Source organism: Streptomyces sp. NPDC042201, from assembly GCF_055582185.1.
This window is the reverse complement of the sequence record NZ_JBVJDS010000001.1, coordinates 476362-497159: the sequence shown is the minus strand read 5'-3', so window position 1 is coordinate 497159 and position 20798 is coordinate 476362. Positions and strand designations below refer to the sequence as shown.

Sequence of the window (20798 nt, the reverse complement as noted above, 5' to 3'; positions counted from 1 at the left end):
CTGATCACCGGGACACCGCCAGGTCCGTCATCCGAGCGGCGACCGCTTCCGGCGTGGGCGAGACCAGTTCGCCGACGAGGCTGCCGTCGGCGAGGAACAGCACGCGGTCCGCGTACGAGGCCACGTTCGGATCGTGCGTGACCATCACGATCGTGGTCGGCGGGGCCGCAGCCTCCGCGGGGGCGGCGGCGGGCGTCTCGTACAGCTCCGTCCCGGGGCCGCCGCCGGCCAGCTGCCGCAGGGTCTCGAGGAGCTCCCGGCCGGTACTGAGGTCGAGCGCGCCGGTGGGTTCGTCGGCGAAGAGCACGGCGGGCCGGGTCACCAGTGCGCGGGCGATGGCGACGCGCTGCTGCTGGCCCCCGGAGAGCTGGCTCGGACGGCTGCCGGCCTTGTTCTCAAGGCCCACCTGGGCGAGTGCCTGCTGTACGGTTCGCCGGTCGGGCTTGCGCCCGGCCAGCCGCATCGGCAGCGCCACGTTCTGCTCGGCGGTCAGCGACGGCAGCAGATTGAACGACTGAAAGATGAAGCCGGTCGACTCACGGCGTAATTCGGTGAGTTGGGTCTCGCTCAGTCCGACGATGTCCGTACCGTCGATGAAGACCCGGCCCGACGTGGGCCGGTCGAGGCCCGCGGCGCACTGGAGCAGAGTCGACTTCCCGGAGCCCGAAGGCCCCATGATCGCCGTGAAGCTCCCTCTGGGTAAGGACAGCTCGATCTCGCGCAGAGCGACCGTCACACTGTCGCCGGAGCCATAAGTCTTGGTCAGCGACTCGAGCCGCACCGCGTCATCCATCGATTCTCCGCAATCTCATGGTCGTAAGGGAGTCGCCGGGCGACCCGTTGTCCGCCGCTGATGGCACTGGCTTCGCGGGAGGCTCGTTGTCCTGCTGGTCCTCTAGCGCTGCCCCGCGACGGGTGAAGACAACCGCCGCCACGACGGCGAGTACGGCCATCACCCCCGACACGACCATCAGCGCCTGTCGGGTGCCGACCGCCTCCAGCAGATATCCGGTACCGAGCGCGCCGAGCGAACTCGCACCCGACACCAGGAGCATGACGACACTGCCGACCCGCCCCTGCATGTTGTTGGGTGTAATACGCACCTGGTAGGACATGCCTGAGACGGTAACAGCGGCTCCTATATGAGACGTTATAAGGAAGAGCGCCCCAAGCGCCAAAGGATGTCTGAAAAAGACTGTTGCGGGCATGACCAAGGCCCATGCCGTGTGCGCGAGGATCATGACGTGGCGCATCGCCAGCCGCTTGTTCAGCCAGCCGCCGGTGAACGCGCCCAGCAGTCCGCCCAGACCGCCGGCCGCCATGATCAGGCCCACGGTCCCCGCCGCTCCGCCGTCCTCCCTGACCACCACGGCCACGGTGAGGATGAGCCCCTGGAAGACCAGGTTGCTGCCCGCGATGATCAGCAGCGCCGTACGGAAGAAGGCCCGGTCCCACACCCAGCGCAGCCCGACGGCGATATCGGCGCGCATCGAGCGGCGCTTCTTGTCCTTCCGGGGCGGCGGCTCCTTCTCCCCCCGTAGCCGTACGAGCGTGATCAGGGAGAGCAGATAGAGCCCGACGCTGGACAGAAAGGGCACCCACGCCGAGAGTCCGAACAGCGCCCCGCTCACCGGATGCCCGACGAAGTTGACCCCTCGGGAGCGGGCCTCGTTCGACGCCATCGCGGCGCCCAGCTGTCTGGACGGCACCACGTTGCGGACCATGGCGCGCTCGGACAGCTGGTAGAAGACGGTCATGCTGCTCTGGATGAAGGCGACCGCGGCGATGTGCGCGACCCTCACCTCGTCCCCCAGGAGCGAGACGACGACCGTGGCGACGGCCAGCATGCGGACGATCAGGCACGTCATCATCACCCGCCGCCGGTTCAGGCGGTCGACCAGGACCCCCGCCGGCAGCTGCACCAGCAGCGCCGGCAGCAATGAGGCGAAGCCCACCAGGCCGGCGGCGCTCTTCGATCCGGTGTGCCACAGCACGAGCAGCGTGAAGGCCATGCCGGAGCAGCGCTCCGCCATGACCGACATCGCCGAACCGGTCCACAACAGCCGGAAGTCGCGGTAGCTGCGGAGCGTCGGCAGCGCATGCCTCGGCCCGTCGGTACTCATGGGCGGTCGGCCCAGCACCATTCCAGGACGGCCATCGCGCTGTGCAGCTTGTGCGTGGCCTGGGTGAACGCGATGCTCGCCGGGCCGTCGAGCACCTCGGCCGTGACCTCCTCCCCGCGGTGCGCGGGCAGGTCGTGCAGGAAGACGGCCTTCGGGCTGTCCTGCCACAGCCGCTCGGTGACCTGGAACGGCGCGAAGACGTCCCGCCAGTCGGCGGTCGGCTTACTGGTTCCGGTGGTCTGCCAGCGGGTGGTGTAGATGGCGTCGAGCCCGGTGGGCAGTGCGGTCATGTCGTGCCGCTCGGTCAGCTTCGAGCCGCTGCGCGCGGCCTGTTCCGCCGCGGTGGCGAGGATGGCAGGGGCCAGCCCGTAGCCGGCCGGCGTGCGCAGCTCCAGCTCGGTCCCGGGGAACCGGGTCAGGGCCAGGGCCAGCGCGGCCGCGCTGTTGTTGCCCTCGCCGACATACATCAGACGGAGACCTTCGAGCCGGCCGAAGTGGCTGTACAGCGTGGTGAGATCGGTGAGCCCCTGCGTCGGGTGCTCCTCGGCGCTCATCGCGTTGACGACGGACATCTGTCCGCCGGCCGCCCAGGTCCGCAGCTCCGCGGTGGCATCCGCGGTACGGGCCACCAGCACGTCCAGCATCCCGGCCAGCACCCTGCCGGTGTCCTCGGTGGTCTCCCCCGTGTTCAGCTGGAGGTCGTCGGGCCCGAAGGTGACGGTCTGCGCGCCGAGCCGCAGCGCGCCGACGGTGAAGGCGGTACGGGTACGGGTGGACGTACGGCGGAAGTAGACGCCGACGACCGCGTCCCGCAGGGGCTTCTCCCGCGCCCCCGCGGCGAACTCGGCCCCTCGTTCGACGATGCCGCGCAGGTCGTCGTCGGTCAGGTCATTGATGGAGATGAGGTGTCGCATGGGCTTGTCCTTCCTGTCGTCGGTGGGAGTCAGTACGCGTCATTGAGCAGCGCGTCGACCTCGGCCCGTACCCGGTCCTCGATCTCCACGGCGAGCTGCGCGATCGTCGGGCTCTCGAAGGCGATCCGCATCGGCAGGTCGAGGTCGAACTCGTTCTGCAGCCGGGAGATCAGCCGGACGGCGAGGATCGAGTGGCCACCGAGCTCGAAGAAGCTGTCCTGCATGCTCGCCTCCTTGCCCAGCAGCTCCTGCCAGACGGCGGCGATGCGCTCCTCGGTGGGATTGCGCGGTGCTACGAAGGTGTCCGCGGCGGACTCGTCCGGGTCGGGCAGAGCGCGGTGGTCGAGCTTTCCGTTCGCCGTCAGCGGGACCTTGTCGATCCGCACGAACACCGAAGGCACCATGTACGCGGGCAGTGAACCGGCCAGCCGGTCCGCCAGATCCTCCGCGTCACCGACGACATAGGCCACCAGCCGCTGGTCGTCGGAGACCACGACGGCGGCATCCGTCACCTGCGGATGAGCGATGAGCGCGGCGCGGATCTCACCGAGCTCGATGCGGTAGCCCCGGATCTTCACCTGATCGTCGCTACGGCCCACGAACTCCACCGCGCCGTCGCCGCGCCAGCGCACCAGATCACCGGTGCGATAGAGCCGGGCGCCCGCCGGGCCGTACGGGTCGGGCAGGAACTTCTCCGCCGTGGCGGCCGGACGGTACGCATAACCTCGCGCGACGCCCGTGCCCCCCACGAACAGCTCACCCACCACACCCACCGGAGCCGGCCGCATCCCCGCGTCCAGGACGCGCATGGTCATGTTCGGCAGCGGGCGCCCGATCGGCACCACACCCTCGAACGCTTCCTCCAGCGGGAAGACGCAGGTCCCCACGGTCGCCTCGGTCGGACCGTACTCATTCATCACCCGACCGGCGCCGAGCAGCGCGCGCCAGCGCTCCACCAGCCCACCCGGAAGCGCCTCACCGGCCACCACCACGCGCGAGGTGAGCGCCTGGATCTGCGCGTCGGACAACTGGCCGGAGAGCACCTCCAGATGCCCCGGAGTGAGCTTCATAAAGGAGAACGGACCTGCCGCGGCAAGGCTTTCACCCAGCTCGGTCAGCTCTCCGTCCCACAGCCAAGTCCGCTGCCCGGCGGCGAGCGGCGCCCAGACGTTCGGGACCACCAGGTCGAAGGCCACCGACGAGAACACCGGCACACCACCCTGCCCGGAGCCGGCCAACTCCCTTACAGCCCAGTCGATGTGGTTCACCAGACTGCGGTGCGAGACCTGCACACCCTTCGGCCGACCCGTCGAACCCGACGTGAAGATCGTGTACGCCACCGAATCCAGATCCACCGAACCAGCGGGCGCGACCGCCGGGAACGACGACAGATCCTCCCCGACCAGCACCTTCTCCACCTCAGGGAAACGATCCGCATAGGCGGAGGAGGTCAGTGCCACACCCACCCGGGCATCGGCGACCATCCCCGCGATCCGGTTGGCCGGCAGCACCGGATCCATCGGAACAAACCCCGCACCCGCACGCCACACACCCAACAGCGCCGCCACCAGATCAACCGAACGATCCAGCAACACCGCCACCGTCGAACCAGGACCCACCCCCGCCTCACGCAGCCGACGCGCCAGCCGATTCGCCCGCACATCCAACTCCGCGAACGACAACCGCTCCTCGCCGCACTCCACCGCCACCGCACCCGGCGACTCCACAACCCGACGCGCCACCAACTCCGGCACCGACACCTCCGGCACCAACACCGCAGAGTCGTTCCAGACCCGCAGCAGCCGGCGCTCGTGAACCGAGGAGATGTCGATGGCCGACAGCGGGACCTCCGGCTCGGCCGCGACGCCTTTCAGCAGCCGTACGAAGTGGTCCGCCAGCCGCTCCACGGTGGCCTGGTCGAACAGCGACGTCGCGTACTCCAGCGCGCCGACCAGCGAGCCGTCCGCCTGGCGCCAGATGAACAGCGTCAGGTCGGTCTTGGCCACCCGCCAGGCGCCCTGGAAGGCGTCCATCAGCACACCGTCGGCGGCCACCGCCGTCGTTCCCTCGTCCTGGAGGTCGAATGCCACCTGGTACAGCGGGGTACGCGACAGGTCACGGACCGGCTGTAGCTCGTCCACCAGCCGCTCGAACGGCAGCTCCTGGTGCGCGAAGCCGGCCATCGCCGTGTTCTTGGTGCGCTTCAGCAGCTCCGCGAACGTGGGGTCACCGGTCAGATCGCACCGCATGACCAGCGAGTTGAGGAAGAAGCCGACCGTGTTCCGGGTCTCCGGCCTGAGCCGGCCGGTCACCGGGCTGCCGATGCCGAAGTCGTCCTGGCCGCTGTGGCGCGAGAGCAGCGCCGCGAGCCCGGCCAGCAGCGTGACGTACGGCGTCGCGCCGTGCTGCCGCCCGATGCCGCTGAGGGCGTCGGCGAGACCGGCCGGCACGGAGAACCGCACGCCCGCGCCTCGCCCGTCGCGCTGGGCGGGGCGGGTTCGGTCCGTGTGCAGCCGCAGCTCGGGCAGTCCGTCCAGCGTGGCCTTCCAGTAGTCGAGTTCGCGGTCGAGGACCGTGTCGTCCGAGCGGGCCGCCTGCCAGGCGGCGTAGTCCGCGTACTGCACCGGCAGCGGTTCGAGGTCCGGCGCGCGGTCCTCCAGGGCCACCGCGCACAGCTCGCGCAGCTCCCGCTCCAGCAGCACGGTCGACCAGCCGTCGGTGGCGATGTGATGCGTCGTCACGAGCAGTACGGGGCCGCCCTTCGGCACCCGCACCAGCAGGGCCCGCCACAGCGGTCCCCCTGCCAGGTCGAATCCCCGGCCGAACTGCTCGCCGAACAGCTCCTCCAAGTCCGCCTCGCTCGCGTCCTCCACCCGCAGCTCCACCGGCCGCGGCTCGGCGATCAGCTGCCGGGGCTCGTCCCCTTCCAGTACGTACCGGGTGCGCAGCGCCTCGTGCCGCGCCTCCAGCGTGTCCAGCGCGGCCTGCACGGCGGCGCCGGTCGTGCCGGCGGGCAGCCGCAGGAAGAGCGGCGCCACCCATTCCGCGCTGCCCGGGTGCATCCGGTCGAGGAACCACAGCCGGTGCTGTCCGAAGGAGAGCGGCAGCGCTCCGTCGCGCCGTACGGGCACCACCTCGGGAACGGCGGGCCTGGCCTCCTCCAGCAGCCGCGCCTGGGCCTCGACGGTGGACGCGCCGAAGAGTCCACGCAGCTGGATGTCGTCCCCGGACGCCTTGCGCAGCGCGTCCGCGAGGCGGGTGAGGACCAACGAGGAGCCGCCGAGGGCGAAGAAGTCGTCGTGGGCGCCGACCCGCTCCACCTGGAGCAGTTGCTCCCACACCTGCGCGACCAGCCGCTCGGCGGGGGTACGGGGCCCGATGTGCGCGGGCCCCTCGGCGGTCGCCGCTTCCGCCGAGCCGGGCGCGACTGGTTCCGGCAGCGCGTTGCGGTCCACCTTTCCGCTGCTGGTCAGCGGGAAGGCGTCCAGCGGTACGAAGAGGGCCGGGATCATCGGCTCGGGGAGCCGCTTGCGCAGGAAGCTGCGCAGCTCGTCCCTGGGGATGCGCCTGGCGGCTGTCAGATGGGCCACCAGCCGCTTCCCGCCGCCGATGGCGCGCGCGGCGGTGACCACGGCGCCCCGGACATCGGGGTGCGCGGTCAACGCGGCTTCCACCTCGGCCGGTTCGATCCGTACGCCGTTCACCTTGACCTGGTGGTCCACCCGGCCGAGGAAGCCCAGCGTGCCGTCGGAGCGCCAGCGGGCGAGGTCGCCCGTCCGGTACATCCGGCTGCCCGCGGGGCCGTGCGGGTCCGGTATGAAGCGCTCGGCGGTCTGGCCCGGCTTGCCGACGTAGCCGCGCGCGGTGCCGATGCCCGCCGCGTACAGCTCGCCCACCACGCCGATCGGCACCGGGTCGAGCTCCTCGTCCAGCACGTACACCCGCATGTGGTCGATCGGCCGGCCGATCGGCACCGCCTCGGTGTGCCGCTCCGGGTCGAATTCCTGGCCGGCGACATCGATGGAGCACTCGGTGGGACCGTAGGTGTTCCACACCGTGGCGCCGGTGGGCTCGCTGAGCCGGCGGCACAGCTCGGCGTCCAGCGCCTCACCGGCGGAGAAGACCAGCCGCAGCCCGGTGCACTCGGCCCAGCCCGGCTCGTCGACCAGCAGCCGCAGTACGGACGGCACGCCCTGCAGTACGGAGACGCGCTGTTCGGCCACGGTCCGCACCAGCAGTGCGGGGTCCGACTCGGCGCCCTCAGGGGCCATCACCACGGTGCCGCCGGCGGCCAGCGGCGCGAAGATCTCCAGCGCCGCCGCGTCGAAGGTGAGCACGGTCTTCTGCAACACCCGGTCGTCCGCGCTCAGTTCCTGGCGGTTCAGCGTCCAGGCCACCCGGTTGGCTATTCCGCCGTGCTGGACGAGCACGCCCTTGGGGCGGCCCGTCGAGCCGGAGGTGTAGGCGAGATACGCGGCGTGGTCCTGGCCGATACCGCTCGGCTCCGGCGCGCTCTCCGGCATGGTGTCGAGCCCGCTGTCGGGACCGTCCAGCAGGACGACCCCGCCCGGCAGCGCGCCGTCGCCCGGCACGGCGCTGTCGAACTCCGCGGCCGTGGCGGCGACGGTCAGCACCGTCTGGGCGCCACTGTCCGCGAGGACCCAGGCGATGCGCTCGGCGGGGTGTCCCGCGTCCAGAGGCACATAGGCCGCACCGGCCCGCCACACCCCGAGCAGCGCCGCGACGAGCTCGCGCCCGCGCGGCAGGCACACGGCCACCCGTGACTCCGGGCCGGCGCCGCGGGCCAGGAGCAGTCTCGCGATCTGGTTCGCGCGCCGGTCGAGCCGCGCGTACGTCATCGCCCCCTGGGAGTCGTCGACCGCGGTGGCTTCGGGGGTACGGACGGCCTGACGGGCGATCAGTTCGGGCAGCGGGACAGACATCTCTTCTCCAGAGTGGTGAACTTCGCAGGCTGTGAGGGGTGGTGGCCCGGCGTGCTCGGCTACGGAGCGGGCGCCGGCAGGAATCCGTCGATCAAGGTGCCCATGCCGCTGCGCCGTGCCTCGTCCCGGGCGAAGCGGGCCAGTGCCAGGTCGAGGACGCCGAGGCCGAACGGCGAGAACACCAGCGGCTTCCCGGGCTCCGGGTTCAGCCGCGCGGTGCCGCGCAGCAGCGCGCCGATACCGGCGTCGATGAAGTCGCGCCCGCCCGTCTCCCGCTCGGCGAGATGCAGCGAGGTGTTCTCACGGCAGACATGGCCGGGGTCGTCGACGACGTTGTGCTGGCTGAGGACCGCCGGCACGGTGAGGTCGCGCAGCGAGATGTGCAGCACGACCGCGCCGGGCGGGCAGGCCCCGAGACCGGTGTACGGAGTGGCGGCCGTGGTCGCGAAGGACACCAGGTCGTGGGCGCCGAGCGCCTCGTCGAGGGAGGCGCAGTGGCGTACCTCCGCGTTCGGCAGCAGCCGCGCGTGCTCGGCGGTGAAGCGCCTGGCGCGCTCCGGGTCGGTGTCGTACACCGCGAGGGAACCGAGCTCGGGCCGCTCGGCGGCGAGGAAGCGCAGGATCTCGCGGTTGATGACGCCGCAGCCGATGAGCGTGACCCCGGACGGCCTGCGGCCGCCGAGGAGCAGCCGGGCGCCGAGCGCGGCCGAGGCGGCGGTGCGCTGCGCCGAGATCAGCGAGCCCTCGATGAGCGCCTCGGGATGGCCGTTCTCCAGCGAGTTCAGCAGGATGGCGGCGCTGGCGCGCTGGCTGCCGGCCGCGACATTGCCGGGGAAGGAGGAGATCCATTTCATGCCGGCGACCTCGTCGGGGCTGCCGTCGGTCTTTCCGCCGAGATAGCCGGGCAGCCCGATGATCCGGTCCCTCGGCCGGCCGGGGAAGCGCAGGAAGACGGAGTGCGGAAGGCTGGTGCGTCCCTCGTCGTGCCGCTGGTAGGCGTCGGCGACGAGATCGATGACCTCCTTCTCGCGTCCGGCCAGCACTCCGGCCACCTCACGGTGCCTGATGATCAGCATGCCCCCACCGCCCCTGTGTGTTCGGGTTCTTTCCAAAGGTGCGAAACCTCCCCGAACTGGGCGCGGACCCAGTCGTCGGAGTAGATCGTGTCGAGATAGCGGTCACCGCGGTCGGGGAAGATCAGCACGCAGTTGCTCCCGGCCGGGATACGGTCGGCGAGCTTCCCCAGGGCGGCGGTCACCGCGCCGGACGAGCCGCCGGCGAGGATCGCCTCGCGCTGCGTCAGCGTCCGGCAGCCCACGACGCAGTCGAGGTCGGAGACGAGTACGACCTCGTCGGCCAGCGTCGGATCGAACAGCTCGGGGCGTACGGCCGCGCCGTGCCCCGGGAGCAGCCGTGGTCCCGACGGGCCGCCGAACAGCACACTGCCCATCGCGTCGACCCCCACCAGGGTGGTGGAGAGCCCGCGCTCACGGATGTACCGGGCGCAGCCGGTCATCGTGCCGCCGGTGCCGGTGGAGCAGAAGAGATAGTCCACCCGGCCGTCCAGCGCCTGGTCGATCTCCCGCATGGTCTGTACGTGCGCCTGCGGATTGAGCGGGTTCGCGTACTGGTTGGGCCAGTACGCGCCGGGTGTGGAGTCCACCAGCTCGCGCACCCGCTTGACCCGCGTGGGCAGATACGCGCCGGTGTCCGGGTCGAGTGCGGTCACCATGTCGACCGTGACCTGGTAGGCCCGCAGGATGGCCAGGTTCTGCTGGGTGGTCTTGGGATCCACCACACAGATGAAGTCCAGCCCGAAGTAGCGGCAGATCTGCGCGATTCCGATGGCCAGGTTGCCGGAGCTGGACTCCACCACCGTGGACCGGCCGGGTACCAGCTCGCCGTTACGGATCTTGCCGAGGAGCATCGACAGCGCCGATCTGTCCTTGACGCTGCCGCCGGGGTTGAAGGCCTCCAGCTTGGCGAACACCCGCGAGGGGAAGCGGGGCAGCAGCCCGCTCAGCTCCACCAGATGGGTGTGGCCGACGGCGTCGAGGATCCCCGGGAGCACCGGCCGCGTCATGAGCCGTCGCCGGTACTGCCGCTGAGGGCCAGCAGCGAACGCTTCTCCGCGTCGTCCGTCAGCGGGATCCGGGCGATCCGGCGGTGCGGCGCGTCGGCGGCCGCCTCCAGGAAGCGGATGAACTGGTCGAACAGCCGCTCCACGGTGTCCCGTTCGAAGAGCGCCGTGTCGTAGCGCAGGGCCATGGTCAGCCCGTACACATCGCGGGTGACCTCCAGCGCCACATCGCACTGCCCCTCGAGGTGCGGGATCTCCAGATAGGTGGTGGTCAGACCGGCCACCTCGATGGGCTCGCCGGAGACCATCCCCTCCAGGCCGGGACCGAAGCGGTCCGTGGTGACCATGGTCATGGAGATCCGGAACAGCGGCCCGGCGACCGGTGCGTCCTGCGCGACGAGCGGGAACGGGTACGTGGCCCGTGCCGTCGCCTGCCGGATCCGCTCGTTGGCCGCCTTCATCGCGTCGCTGAGGGTGGTGTCCCGGTCGAACCGGCCCCTGATGATGAGCGGGTTGACGAAGTACCCGACGACATCGGCGGCCGCGGACCGGCGGACCGAGGCCGGGCAGGCGATCAGGAAGTCGGTCTGGCCGGTGCAGCGGTTCAGCAGCGCCTGGAGGGCGCCGAGCGCCAGGGCGAACTGCGACACGCCCTGTTCGGCCGCGGTGCGCCTGACCCGTTCCGAGAGCTGATCGGGCAGCCGGCGCAGCAGGCTGGCGCCGGTGTTCGCCGGTGTGAGCGGCCGGGGCCGGTCGGTGGGCAGTTCGGCGGGTACGGAACCCGCGCACTGCTCACGCCAGTACTCCGCCTGCCGCTCTCCCCGGGGCGAGTCGAGCAGCGCCCGCTCCGTCTCGACGAAGGTCTCGTACGAGGCGGTGACCGGCCACCAGCCGGGCTCCTTGCCGTCGGCGTACGCCTGGTACGCGGTCAGCAGGTCGCGCCAGAGCAGCCACTGCGAGATGGCGTCGGTGGCGATGTGGTGGGTGATGACCACCACCACCGCGTCGGTACGGCGGCGCAGCATCACCGCGCGGAACGGTCCGTCCTCCGAGAGCCGGAAGGGCTTGCCGGCCTCCGCCTCGGTGAGCCGCTCCAGCTCCTCGTCGTCCACGTCCGGTACGTCACGTACGGTCAGCTCGCCGATCTCCCCCGGCTTCCGGAGCAGCCTCCGGGGGTGACCGTCGGCCTCGACGTAGACCGAGCGCAGCATGGGGTGCCGTCCGGTGAGCGCACGTACCGCCCGCGCCAGGACCTCGGGATCCGGCGCGGGCTCCATGCGGACACCGCCCGCGAGGTTGTACGTCGCGCTGTCGGGGGCCAGTTTGTGGAGCAGCCATAGCCCCTCCTGGCCCACCGACAGGGGCATCGCCCCGCTTCCGGGATCCGTGTGGTCCATGGGTCAGACTCCTGCCTTGCTCGCGGTCAGGAAGTCGACGACGTCGGTGACGCGGAGCAGGTCGCCGACCTTCTCGTCGGGCACCGACTGGCCGAAGTTCTTCTCCACGGCGGCCAGCAGGTCGATCCGGGTGAGGGAGTCCATGCCGAGCTCCTCGAAGCTCGACTCGGCGGTGACCTCGGCCTCCAGATCCGGCGCGGTGCGGACGGTCAGGCTGATGATCTCGGCGGTCAGTTCGTCTCTGGTCATGACGTTCCGTTTCTTCTGAAAGGAAGGTGCGCGGGTGCGCGGGTGCGCGGGCGAGCGGGTGTATCGGGGTGCGGCTGTGCGGCTGTGCGGCGGCCGGGCTACGGCATACGGACGACCTGGCCGGCGTACGTCAGGCCGGCGCCGAATCCGAGGAGCAGCACCTTCTCGCCGGGCGTGCTGCGGCCGCTCTCGCGGAGCCGGCTCAGTGCCAGCGGGACGGACGCCGCCGAGGTGTTGCCGGTGTCGACGACGTCGTTGACCACGCGCTCCGGCGGGAGTCCCAGGTTCTCGGTGAGCGTCTTGATGATGCGGTTGTTGGCCTGGTGCGGAACGAACCAGTCGATGTCCTGCAGGCTGATCCCGGCGGCCGCGCAGGCGCGGTGGGCGACGTCCGGCATGGTGGCCGTCGACCACTTGTAGACGAGCGGGCCGTTCATCGCGACGTACTCCCGGCCGTCCGCCTTCTCGGTGATGCCGAGTACGTTGTGCCGCGCGCCGTCGCTGCCCCAGACCGCCGGGCCGATGCCCGGCTCCTGCGAGCGGGAGACCACGGCGGCGCCGGCGCCGTCGCCGAAGATGACGAAGGTGTCGGGGTCCTCGGGGTCGATCCAGTCACTGGTGCGCTCGGCGCCGATGACGAGCACATGGCGTGCCTCGCCGAGCCGGACGGCGTTGGAGGCCATCGCCAGCGAGTAGGTGAAGCCGGCGCAGACCGCGTTCAGGTCGTACGCACCCGAGTTGGGCAGTCCGATACGGCTGGCCACCTCCGGGGCGATGCCGGGCATCCTGCGGCGGCGGGTGGCGGTGGCGACGATCGTCAGGTCCAGCTCGGCCGGGTCGACATCGGCCGTCACGAGGGCCTTCTCGCCCGCGGCCACCGACATGGTGACCAGGTCCTCCTGGTCGTTCGCGTGGTGCCGGGTCTTGATGCCGGTCCGCCCCTCGATCCACTGCGGGGAGACCGTCGTCAGCGGCGACAGCTCCTCGTTGGACACCAGCCGGCTGGGCCGGTAGGCGGCGATTCCGGAGATACGTGATCCGTAGATCTCGGTCATGTCTCCCTCAACTTCCCTGAGCCGTCAGGCCTCCGACGGCTCCGCCATGGCCACGGCGATCCGCCGCGGCCCGGTGTACGGCTCGCGCGCGTGCGCGGCCAGCATGTTGTCGACGACCAGCACGTCGTCGCGCTGCCAGTCGAAGCGGACGGCCGCCGACCGGTACGTGGCGCGCAGATGGTCCGTCACCTCGTCCGGGATGGCCTCGCCGTCGCCGTAGAAGGTGTTCGTGGGCAGGTCCTCATCGGCGAAGATCGCGCGCAGCCCGGCACCCACCTCCGGGGCGAGCGTGCTGACGTGGAAGAAGGTGGCGTGGTTGAACCACACCTCTTCGCCGCTGACGGGGTGGCGGTGCACCGCCTGCCGGACCGCGGTGGTGCGCAGACCGCCGTCGGGCCGCCATTCGGCCTCGATCCTGCGTTCTTTGCAGTACGCCACCACGGCGTCCTTGTCGGAGGTGTTGAACGCCTCCTGCCAGGGCACTCCGAACCCGGCGTGGAAGTTCCGTACGACCTGCCACCCGCGCCGCTCGAAGTCCTCGCGCACCTGCGGGTCGATGGCCCCGAGCACCTGCCGGATGTCGGCGAGCGGAGTGGCGCCCCGGGTGGCCGGCGGCTCGACGCAGTAGAAGTACAGCGTCCGCGGCCAGACCGCCTGGTAGGAGTTCTCGTTGTGGAGGAAGATCTCCTCGTTCTGCGGATAGTCGGTCGAGGTGTAGACCTGTCCCTTGATGGTGCTGCGGGGCGACGAGCGCTCCGCGTAGACCAGCGGCGGCGTACCGGAGTAGGCCCGGACGACTCCGTCGAAGCCGTCCACGCCGCCGACCCCGAACCCGCGCAGCAGCAGCGCGCCGCGCGCGGCGAGCAGCTCGCGCAGCTCGGCGCGGTGCTCGGCGATGTAGCCGTGGATCCCGGTGCCGGGAGCGTCGGGCCGGCGCACTCCCGGTACGGTGCCGCTCCCCGCCCAGCCGGCGGGTACCTCTTCCGAGGTGATGGTCATGATCAACTCGCTCTGTCGTCGGGGAGTCTCGGGGTGTCGTCGGGGAGTCGGCGCAGCGGGCGGGGCTCGAGTCAGGACAGGACCTAGTCGGACATCGCCACCAGGACGCGGCGGTCGCCGGTGAAGGGCCGGCGGCCGTGCGCCAGCAGCACGTTGTCGATGAGCAGCAGATCGCCGGCTCGCCAGTCGACGTCGACAGCGGCCTCCAGGCCCCGGTCGCGGATCTGAGCGACGTACTCGGCGGGGATCGCGCTGCCGTCGGCGAAGGTCACCGACTGCGGCAGCTCGTCCTCGGACAGGATCGTGGCGAGCTCGGCCGCGGTCTCGTCGCCGAGCCCCGCCGGGTGCCACTGATCGGCCTGGTTGAACCAGACCTCGGTGCCGGTGACCGGGTGCCTGGTGGTGGAGGGGCGGTGGGACTCGACGCGCAGACTGCCGTCGCGCCGCCAGGCCCACTCCGCGCCGGCGTTCTTCAGGAAGGCCTCGACCTCCGCGCGCTCCGAGGTCTCGAAGGTGTCCTGCCAGCTCTTGCCGAGGCCATAGCCGTCGTGCAGGTTCTGTACGTAGCGGACGCCGTCGGCGAAGGCGTCGCGCACCTCCTGGTCCAGTACGGCCAGCCAGCGGGCGGCGTCCAGCACGGGGGTGGCGCCGCCGCCACCGGGCTGTATCTGGCAGAAGAACGCCAGCCGGGCCGGCCAGGCGTGCGCGTAGCTCATCTCGTTGTGCATGGAGATGGTGAACTCGCGCGGGTACTCCGTCGACGTGTAGACGTTGCCCCCGACCTTGGTGCGCGGGGAGTTTCCGTGCACATAGGCGAGCCGGTTCGGCAGCAGCCGGTCCAGCGCCGCGTCCAGGGTGTCCGGGGTGATGCCGAACCCGCGGAAGACGAGCCCCTTCTCCTTCACCAGAGTCCCGGACAGGCCGAGCTCCAGTTCCGCCAGCCGGGTCAGCAGCTCGGCTGTCCCGCCCTCGCCCTTCGCCTCGATCTCCAGTGGCGCCCATGTCTCGGAATGCGTCACGGGGCTGCTCCTCTCGGTCGTGCCGTCAGTGGTCAGATCGTCAGTCCGGACGGGATGTCCGCCAGCCGCCCGGCGATGTCGGCGGTCAGCTCCGCCTCCCGGGGGGCGAGATAGAAGTGGTCTCCCGGGAAGGACCGCAGGGCGAAGCCGCCCGTGGTCAGCTCCCGCCAGGCCAGCACCTGTTCGCGGGAGCAGCCGTAATCCCGGTCCCCCTGGTACGCGACGACCGGAGCGCGCAGCCGCACCGGGTTCTCCGGGTGGTACGTCTCGATCAGCCGGTAGTCGGAGCGCAGCACCGGCAGCAGCAGTTCGCGCAGTTCGGGGACGGCGTACGGGTCGCCCCCCAGGGTGCCCAGCCGGGACACCCCGGCGACCAGCACCTCGTCGGCGGCCCGGTGCAGGGCCGTACGGGGCGTGCGGTGCGGTGCGTTACGGCCGGAGAGCATGACCAGGACCGGGCCCGCGCCCTCGCCCGCCTCCAGCCGCGCCGCGCCCTCGCCCGCCTCCAGCCGCGCCGCCACCTCGTAGGCCACCGCGGCGCCCATGCTGTGCCCGAAGAACACCAGCGGCAGATCGCGGTACGGGGTGAGTGCCCCGGAGATCCGGCCGGCCAGCTCGTCCATCGACTCGACGCACGGCTCGGACAGCCGCTCCTGCCGGCCCGGGTAGCGGACGGCGAGCACCTCGATGTCCGCGGGCAGCCGCGCGGGCCAGCCGTGGAAGAGCTGGGCGTTGCCGCCGGCGTGCGGGAAGCAGACCAGCCGCAGCCGCGGCCGGTCCGTCCGCGCGTACCTGCGGAACCAGATCTCCGGAGCACTCACAGCGCCATGCCTCCGTCGATACGGAAGACCTGGCCGGTGATGTACTCGGCCTGCGGGGAGGCCAGATAGGACACGAGCGCGGCCACCTCGCCGGGCGTACCGAACCGCCCGAGCGGGATCCGGGTCAGGGCCTCCTTCGCCACCGCCTCCGGCACGCCCGCCACCATCTCGGTGTCGATGAACCCGGGCGCCACCGCGTTGGCCCGCACGCCGAACCGGCCGAACTCCTTGGCCAGCGCCTGGGTCAGGCCGATGATCCCGGCCTTGGAGGCGGAGTAGTTGGTCTGTCCCGCGTTCCCGACGACCCCGGCCACGGACGAGAGGGTGACCACCGTTCCCGACCGGCGCCGGATCATCGCGCGGACCACGGAGCGGAGCACGTTGTACGTACCGTCGAGATTGGTACGCAGCACCGAGTCCCAGTCGTCGTCCGACATCAGTGCCAGCGGCCGGTCACGGGTGATACCGGCGGAGGTCACCACCGCCGACACCGGGCCGAGCTCCGACTCGGTGTCGGCCACGAAGCCCCTGACCTCGGTCCGGTCGCCGACATCGACCCGGCGGATCAGCGCCCGCCGCCCCACGGCCCTGATCTCCTTCTCCACCATCTCCGCGGCGGCTTCGTCCGACCGGTAGCAGATCGCCACGTCGAAACCGTCTCGCGCGAGCCGGGTCGCCACCGCCCGGCCGATGCCGCGCGAGCCGCCGGTCACCAGTGCGACCTGTGCCTCTTGGTCGGACATGCCGCCCTCCATTCGTTCGAATGGGTCGAGCGTGCGTTTGGCGGCTATACGTGGCCTATACGGTCTCCAGCAAGGCCGTCGCGGAGCCCCTCACCGCCGGTACGGTGAGCGGTCATGACCTCGCTTCCCCCACCTGCTCCGGTCGGCGCGGGCCTGCTGGCACCGCTGCTCCCCGCGCGGGTCACCGTCGTCGACACCTTCCACGACAGCGCCGGGGCCGTCCTGTTCCCGGCGGAGGAGGCCCTGCTGACGAGGGCCGTACCCAAGCGGCGGCAGGAGTTCACCACCGCGCGGCACTGCGCCCGCGCCGCGCTGGCCCGGCTGGGCCTACCGCCCGCGCCGATCCTGCCCGACCCGCGTGGCGCACCGGGCTGGCCCGAAGGGATCGTCGGCAGCCTCACGCACTGCGTCGGCTACCGCGCGGCGGCGGTGGCCGAAACCAGCGCGGTGGCGGCCCTCGGAATCGACGCCGAGCCGGCCGAGCCGCTGCGCGATCCCGATGTGCTGGCGATGATCGCCGACACGGGTGAACGCGCCGCACTCGACGAGCTGGCGGCCGGGCATCCTGACATCCCCTGGGACCGGCTGCTGTTCAGCGCCAAGGAGTCCGTCTACAAGACCTGGTATCCGCTCACCCGGCAGTGGCTGGGTTTCCATGAGGCCCGGGTCGCCCTGGACCCCGACGGCACCTTCACCGCCGCCCTGCTGGTCCCAGGACCCACCGTGGCCGGTATCCCGCTCACCGGTTTCACCGGCCGCTGGCGGGTCGGCGACGGCCTCGCCGTCACCGCCGTCGCGGTGCCCGCCGTACCCCCCGTACCCGCGGTGCCCGCCGGGGACAGTCGCGCGCACGCCATACGTTAGAAATGAGCCATCGGTTCGGCGGCAATCCGGGGGCGGGCATGACGGGGCACGGGCACGGGCACGGCATACCCGACGACTATCTGTCGGGGTACGCGCACCTCCTCGAAGCCGTCGCCGCCACCGGCCGCCGGCTCACCCGGGACGAGATCCAGGACCGCAGGACACTCGGCGAGCAGGCCGCGGAAGCCGGCTACGGACTGCGCGCCCTGGTCGGCGCGCATCTCGCCGCGGCCCGTGCCCACTGGCCCGGCACGGACTCGGCCGACAGCGTGCTCGCCGCCATGGAGCAGGCCGTCGACGCGTTCGCCGAAGGGTACGAGCGGGCGCAGCGCGTGGCCGTACATCAGGAGGCGGCCGCGCGCCGGGAGTTCATCGACGACCTGTTGTACGGGCGCAGTGATCTGGGACGGCTGGCGGAGCGTGCCGAGCGGTTCGGGCTGCGGCTCGCCCACACGCATGCGGTGGCGGTGGCCGAGGGCGCGGCGGCGTACGACGAGGGGGACGCCGTACCGCGCGCCGTGGAACAGGCCCTGATCAGCAGGTTCGGCGACCGCAGCATTCTGCTCACCACCAAGACCGGCCGGCTGGTGTGCGTCGCGCCGGGGGACCAGGACGACGAGGTGCTCAGCTACTTCGCCAAGCAGGCGTTCGCCGCCACCGACGGCGGCCGGGTCGCCATCGGCCGCCCGCGGCCCGGGGTGGGCGGGGTCGTCCAGTCGTACGAAGAGGCGCTGAACGTCCTCGACCTCGCCGAGCGGCTGGACCTGGACGATCCCGTACTGCGCGCCTCCGACCTGCTCGTCTACCCCGTCCTCACCCGTGACCGGCAGGCCATGACGGAGCTGGTGCTCAGCGCGCTCGGCCCGCTGGAGGCGGCGCGCGGCGGCGCCCAGCCGCTCATCGACACACTCACCACCTACTTCGACGCGGGGTGTGTGGCCGCGGAGGCCGCGCGGCGGCTGTCCTTGAGCGTACGGGCCCTGACGTACCGCCTGGAGAGAATCCACCGGCTCACCGGCGCCGACCCCGCCGATCCCGTACACCGCTACACCCTGCAGACGGCGGTGATCGGGGCCAGGCTGCTGGGCTGGCCCGCCACCACGTTCTGACCTGCCCGCTGCCGTGCCGGTGGCCGACAGCGGGTCGGCATTAAGAACGCGTTAAGACTGCCGGAAACCGGCAATGTGCGATGACGCATATGGGTGGGATCATCACCTTGGCCGAGGGGATCGGCCGCAGCGGGGGAGGGGGATCCGATGACCTTGTTTCTCGGTCTCGGCATCGCGGGCATCGTCTTGCTCGCCCTGTCGCTGGTCTTCGACGGGATACTCGAAGGGCTTTTCGACGGGGTAGGGGTGCTGGACGGGCTCTTCGACGGTCTGCTGTCACTGCCGGTGATCGCCGGATTTGTCTCGATGCTCGGTTTCGGCGGAGCGATCGTGCTGGGTACGACGGATCTCGGCGCCGGACCGGCCGCCGTCACGGGGGCGGCGGCCGGTGCCGGGGCCGCGTGGCTGACCTGGAAGTTCAGCCGGGCACTGATGCGCGACCAGACCGTGGCGACACCGCGGGGCGACGACCTCGTGGGCACCGCGGGCACCGTGGTCACCGCGATACCGGCCGTCGGGTACGGCGAGGTGCTGCTGCGACTCGGCGGCCAGCCGGTGAAGTTCGCCGCCAAGTGCGCACAGCCTGTGGAGTACGGCGCCGAGATCTGGGTGGAAGCCACGCTGTCGGCGACCTCCGTCTCGGTGCGCCCCGTCCAGCGCTGAACCATTTGATCCGCCGTCCCCCGGAAGGCATTCGGCCGTCCGCCGGAAGGCAAAGGAGAGAGCCCATGAGTCCAGTCGTCATAGCCGTGCTGGGGGTCGTCGTACTCGTCGTCCTGCTGGCACTCGTCGTCATCACGCGCTACAAGGTCGCCGGGCCCAGCGAGGCGTTCATCGTCACCGGCCGGCGCGGCAAGCAGTCGACCGACCCGACCACCGGCCGGGTGTCCATGGACACCAGCGGCCAGAAGGTCGTGGTGGGCGGCGGAGTCTTCGTCGTGCCCTTCGTCCAGCAGAAGTTCACGCTCGACCTGTCCAGCCGGCACATTCCGGTCGCCGTGCGCGGCGCGGTCACGCTGCGCGGGGTGAAGGCCAATCTCGAAGGCGTCGCCATCGTCAAGGTCGGCGGCACGGAGGACTCCATCAGGGCCGCGGCCCAGCGGTTCCTCCAGCAGCAGGGCGGCATCGTCGGCTTCACCCAGGAAGTGCTGTCGGGCGCGCTGCGCTCCATCGTCGGCCGTATGTCGGTCGAGGACATCATCCGCGACCGGGCGGCCTTCGCCGGGCAGGTCGCGGAGGAGGCCGAGGCGAGCCTGTCCGGGCAGGGGCTGGTGCTGGACGCCTTCCAGATCCAGGACATCACCACCGAGGGCTCGTATCTGGAGGACCTCGGCCGTCCCGAGGCCGCACGGGCCAAGCAGGAAGCCGATATCGCCGAGGCGGTGGCGCGCCGCGCCGCCGAGCAGGCCCGGCTGAAGGCCGAGGAAGAGATCGCCATCGCGCAGCGGACCTTCTATCTGAAGCAGGCCGAGATCAAGGCCGAGACGGACGAGGCCGCGGCGCGTGCGGCCGCCGCGGGGCCGCTGGCCCAGGCGGCGCGCGAGCAGGACGTGCTCATGGAGCAGGAGAAGGTCGCCCAGCGCCAGGCCGCGCTGACCGACCGCGAGCTCGACACCAAGGTCCGTAAGCCCGCCGACGCGGCGCGCTACCAGGCCGAGCAGGAGGCCGAGGCCCGGCGTATCGCGCTGGTCAAGCAGGCCGAGGCCGACGCGGAACGGTCCCGGCTGACCGGTGAGGGCGAGAAGGCGCACCGCGCGGCGCTCGCCGAGGCGGTACGGATCGAGGGCGAGGCGGAGGCCGACGCCATCGCCGCGAGGGGTGCGGCCGAGGCGGACGCGATGCACAAGAAGGCCGACGCGTTCGCGCGGTACGGCGACGCGGCCGTGCTGCAGATGCTGGTCGAGGTGCTGCCGCAGGTGGTGGCGAAGGCGTCCGAGCCGCTGAGCGCGGTGGACAAGATGACGGTGATCTCCACGGACGGCGCCGGGCAGCTGGCCCGTACCGTCGCGGACAACGTCGCCCAGGGCGTCGAACTCCTCAGCTCCACCACGGGAGTCGACCTCGCGGCGCTGCTGAAGGGCATGACGGCGGGCAGGACGGCCGTACCCGCGGCGGCGGCCGTGGCGGCCCCGGAGCCCAAGGGCGGCGTGGGCAACGGCCGGGTCGAGGTCACGGACTAACGGCCTGACGCGTTGATGCGCTGACGCGCTGACGCGCTGACGCGCTGACGCGCTGACGCGCTGGGACGTAGACGTATGTGGCACGGAGGGGGCCCGGTCGGCGAAGAGCCGGCCGGGCCCCCTCCGTGCTGTCTCCCGGGTCGCCCTTCGAGGAGCGCGCGTGGAAGGTCAACTTCCCGCTCCCACGCCCACCCGATCGGGCGGTGTGAGCCGTCGGGCCGGGCGTGTCACCGGTGCGGACCGTGAGGATCACCAGCAGCGGCGCTTTGACCAGCGCAATCGGTCTGCCGCTGCCCGCACAC

The 20798-nt window shown here is 71.3% G+C and carries 17 protein-coding genes; 4 read left to right on the top strand and 13 right to left on the bottom strand.

What is annotated here, in order from left to right; all coding sequences use genetic code 11:
• Positions 1-4: 4 nt before the first annotated feature.
• From ACZ6MZ_RS02205 to fabG, 13 genes are all read right to left on the bottom strand, one after another.
• Positions 5-793: an ABC transporter ATP-binding protein gene (locus tag ACZ6MZ_RS02205; protein WP_469349259.1), complete on the bottom strand. Its 789-nt coding sequence runs from the start codon at positions 791-793 to the stop codon at positions 5-7.
• Complete coding sequence (locus tag ACZ6MZ_RS02200) at positions 786-2123, bottom strand: MFS transporter (RefSeq protein ID WP_389782212.1); 1338 nt, start codon at positions 2121-2123, stop codon at positions 786-788. The genes ACZ6MZ_RS02205 and ACZ6MZ_RS02200 overlap by 8 nt, the downstream gene beginning before the upstream one ends.
• Complete coding sequence (locus ACZ6MZ_RS02195; RefSeq protein WP_469349257.1) at positions 2120-3037, bottom strand: ornithine carbamoyltransferase; 918 nt, start codon at positions 3035-3037, stop codon at positions 2120-2122. Before ACZ6MZ_RS02195 ends, ACZ6MZ_RS02200 begins: the two co-directional genes overlap by 4 nt.
• 29 nt (positions 3038-3066) lie before the next feature.
• Positions 3067-7980: an amino acid adenylation domain-containing protein gene (locus ACZ6MZ_RS02190; RefSeq protein ID WP_469349255.1), complete on the bottom strand. Its 4914-nt coding sequence runs from the start codon at positions 7978-7980 to the stop codon at positions 3067-3069.
• Positions 7981-8039: 59 nt separating this feature from the next.
• On the bottom strand, positions 8040-9056 hold the full coding sequence (gene sbnB / locus ACZ6MZ_RS02185; RefSeq protein WP_389782221.1) for a 2,3-diaminopropionate biosynthesis protein SbnB: 1017 nt from the start codon (positions 9054-9056) through the stop codon (positions 8040-8042).
• Positions 9050-10063: a 2,3-diaminopropionate biosynthesis protein SbnA gene (sbnA, locus tag ACZ6MZ_RS02180; RefSeq protein ID WP_384179195.1), complete on the bottom strand. Its 1014-nt coding sequence runs from the start codon at positions 10061-10063 to the stop codon at positions 9050-9052. The genes sbnB and sbnA overlap by 7 nt, the downstream gene beginning before the upstream one ends.
• Complete coding sequence (locus ACZ6MZ_RS02175) at positions 10060-11457, bottom strand: condensation domain-containing protein (RefSeq protein ID WP_469349253.1); 1398 nt, start codon at positions 11455-11457, stop codon at positions 10060-10062. Before ACZ6MZ_RS02175 ends, sbnA begins: the two co-directional genes overlap by 4 nt.
• Before the next feature lie 3 nt (positions 11458-11460).
• Complete coding sequence (locus ACZ6MZ_RS02170) at positions 11461-11706, bottom strand: acyl carrier protein (protein ID WP_384179191.1); 246 nt, start codon at positions 11704-11706, stop codon at positions 11461-11463.
• A gap of 98 nt (positions 11707-11804) precedes the next feature.
• Entirely contained in the window at positions 11805-12761 is a 957-nt protein-coding gene (locus tag ACZ6MZ_RS02165) for a beta-ketoacyl-ACP synthase III (RefSeq protein ID WP_469349250.1), read from the bottom strand.
• A 24-nt stretch (positions 12762-12785) separates the two neighbouring features.
• Positions 12786-13760: a TauD/TfdA family dioxygenase gene (locus tag ACZ6MZ_RS02160; RefSeq protein WP_469349249.1), complete on the bottom strand. Its 975-nt coding sequence runs from the start codon at positions 13758-13760 to the stop codon at positions 12786-12788.
• An 83-nt stretch (positions 13761-13843) separates the two neighbouring features.
• On the bottom strand, positions 13844-14779 hold the full coding sequence (locus tag ACZ6MZ_RS02155; protein WP_469349248.1) for a TauD/TfdA family dioxygenase: 936 nt from the start codon (positions 14777-14779) through the stop codon (positions 13844-13846).
• Positions 14780-14811: 32 nt separating this feature from the next.
• Entirely contained in the window at positions 14812-15600 is a 789-nt protein-coding gene (locus ACZ6MZ_RS02150; RefSeq protein ID WP_469349247.1) for a thioesterase II family protein, read from the bottom strand.
• The gene (fabG, locus tag ACZ6MZ_RS02145) at positions 15597-16343 is read right to left on the bottom strand and encodes a 3-oxoacyl-[acyl-carrier-protein] reductase (protein WP_384179182.1); all 747 of its coding nucleotides are present in this window, start codon (positions 16341-16343) and stop codon (positions 15597-15599) included. The genes ACZ6MZ_RS02150 and fabG overlap by 4 nt, the downstream gene beginning before the upstream one ends.
• Positions 16344-16457: 114 nt before the next feature.
• Between fabG and ACZ6MZ_RS02140 the strand changes: the two genes are divergently transcribed.
• From ACZ6MZ_RS02140 to ACZ6MZ_RS02125, 4 genes are all read left to right on the top strand, one after another.
• Positions 16458-17207 carry a 4'-phosphopantetheinyl transferase family protein gene (locus tag ACZ6MZ_RS02140; protein ID WP_469349245.1) on the top strand — a complete coding sequence of 250 codons (750 nt, stop codon included), beginning with the start codon at positions 16458-16460 and terminating at the stop codon, positions 17205-17207.
• Positions 17208-17245: 38 nt separating this feature from the next.
• Positions 17246-18316: a PucR family transcriptional regulator gene (locus ACZ6MZ_RS02135; protein ID WP_469349632.1), complete on the top strand. Its 1071-nt coding sequence runs from the start codon at positions 17246-17248 to the stop codon at positions 18314-18316.
• Positions 18317-18463: 147 nt separating this feature from the next.
• Positions 18464-18979, top strand: a complete 516-nt coding sequence (locus ACZ6MZ_RS02130) for a hypothetical protein (protein ID WP_469349243.1) — start codon at positions 18464-18466, stop codon at positions 18977-18979.
• A gap of 65 nt (positions 18980-19044) precedes the next feature.
• Entirely contained in the window at positions 19045-20496 is a 1452-nt protein-coding gene (locus tag ACZ6MZ_RS02125; RefSeq protein WP_384179176.1) for a flotillin family protein, read from the top strand.
• Positions 20497-20798: the final 302 nt, after the last annotated feature.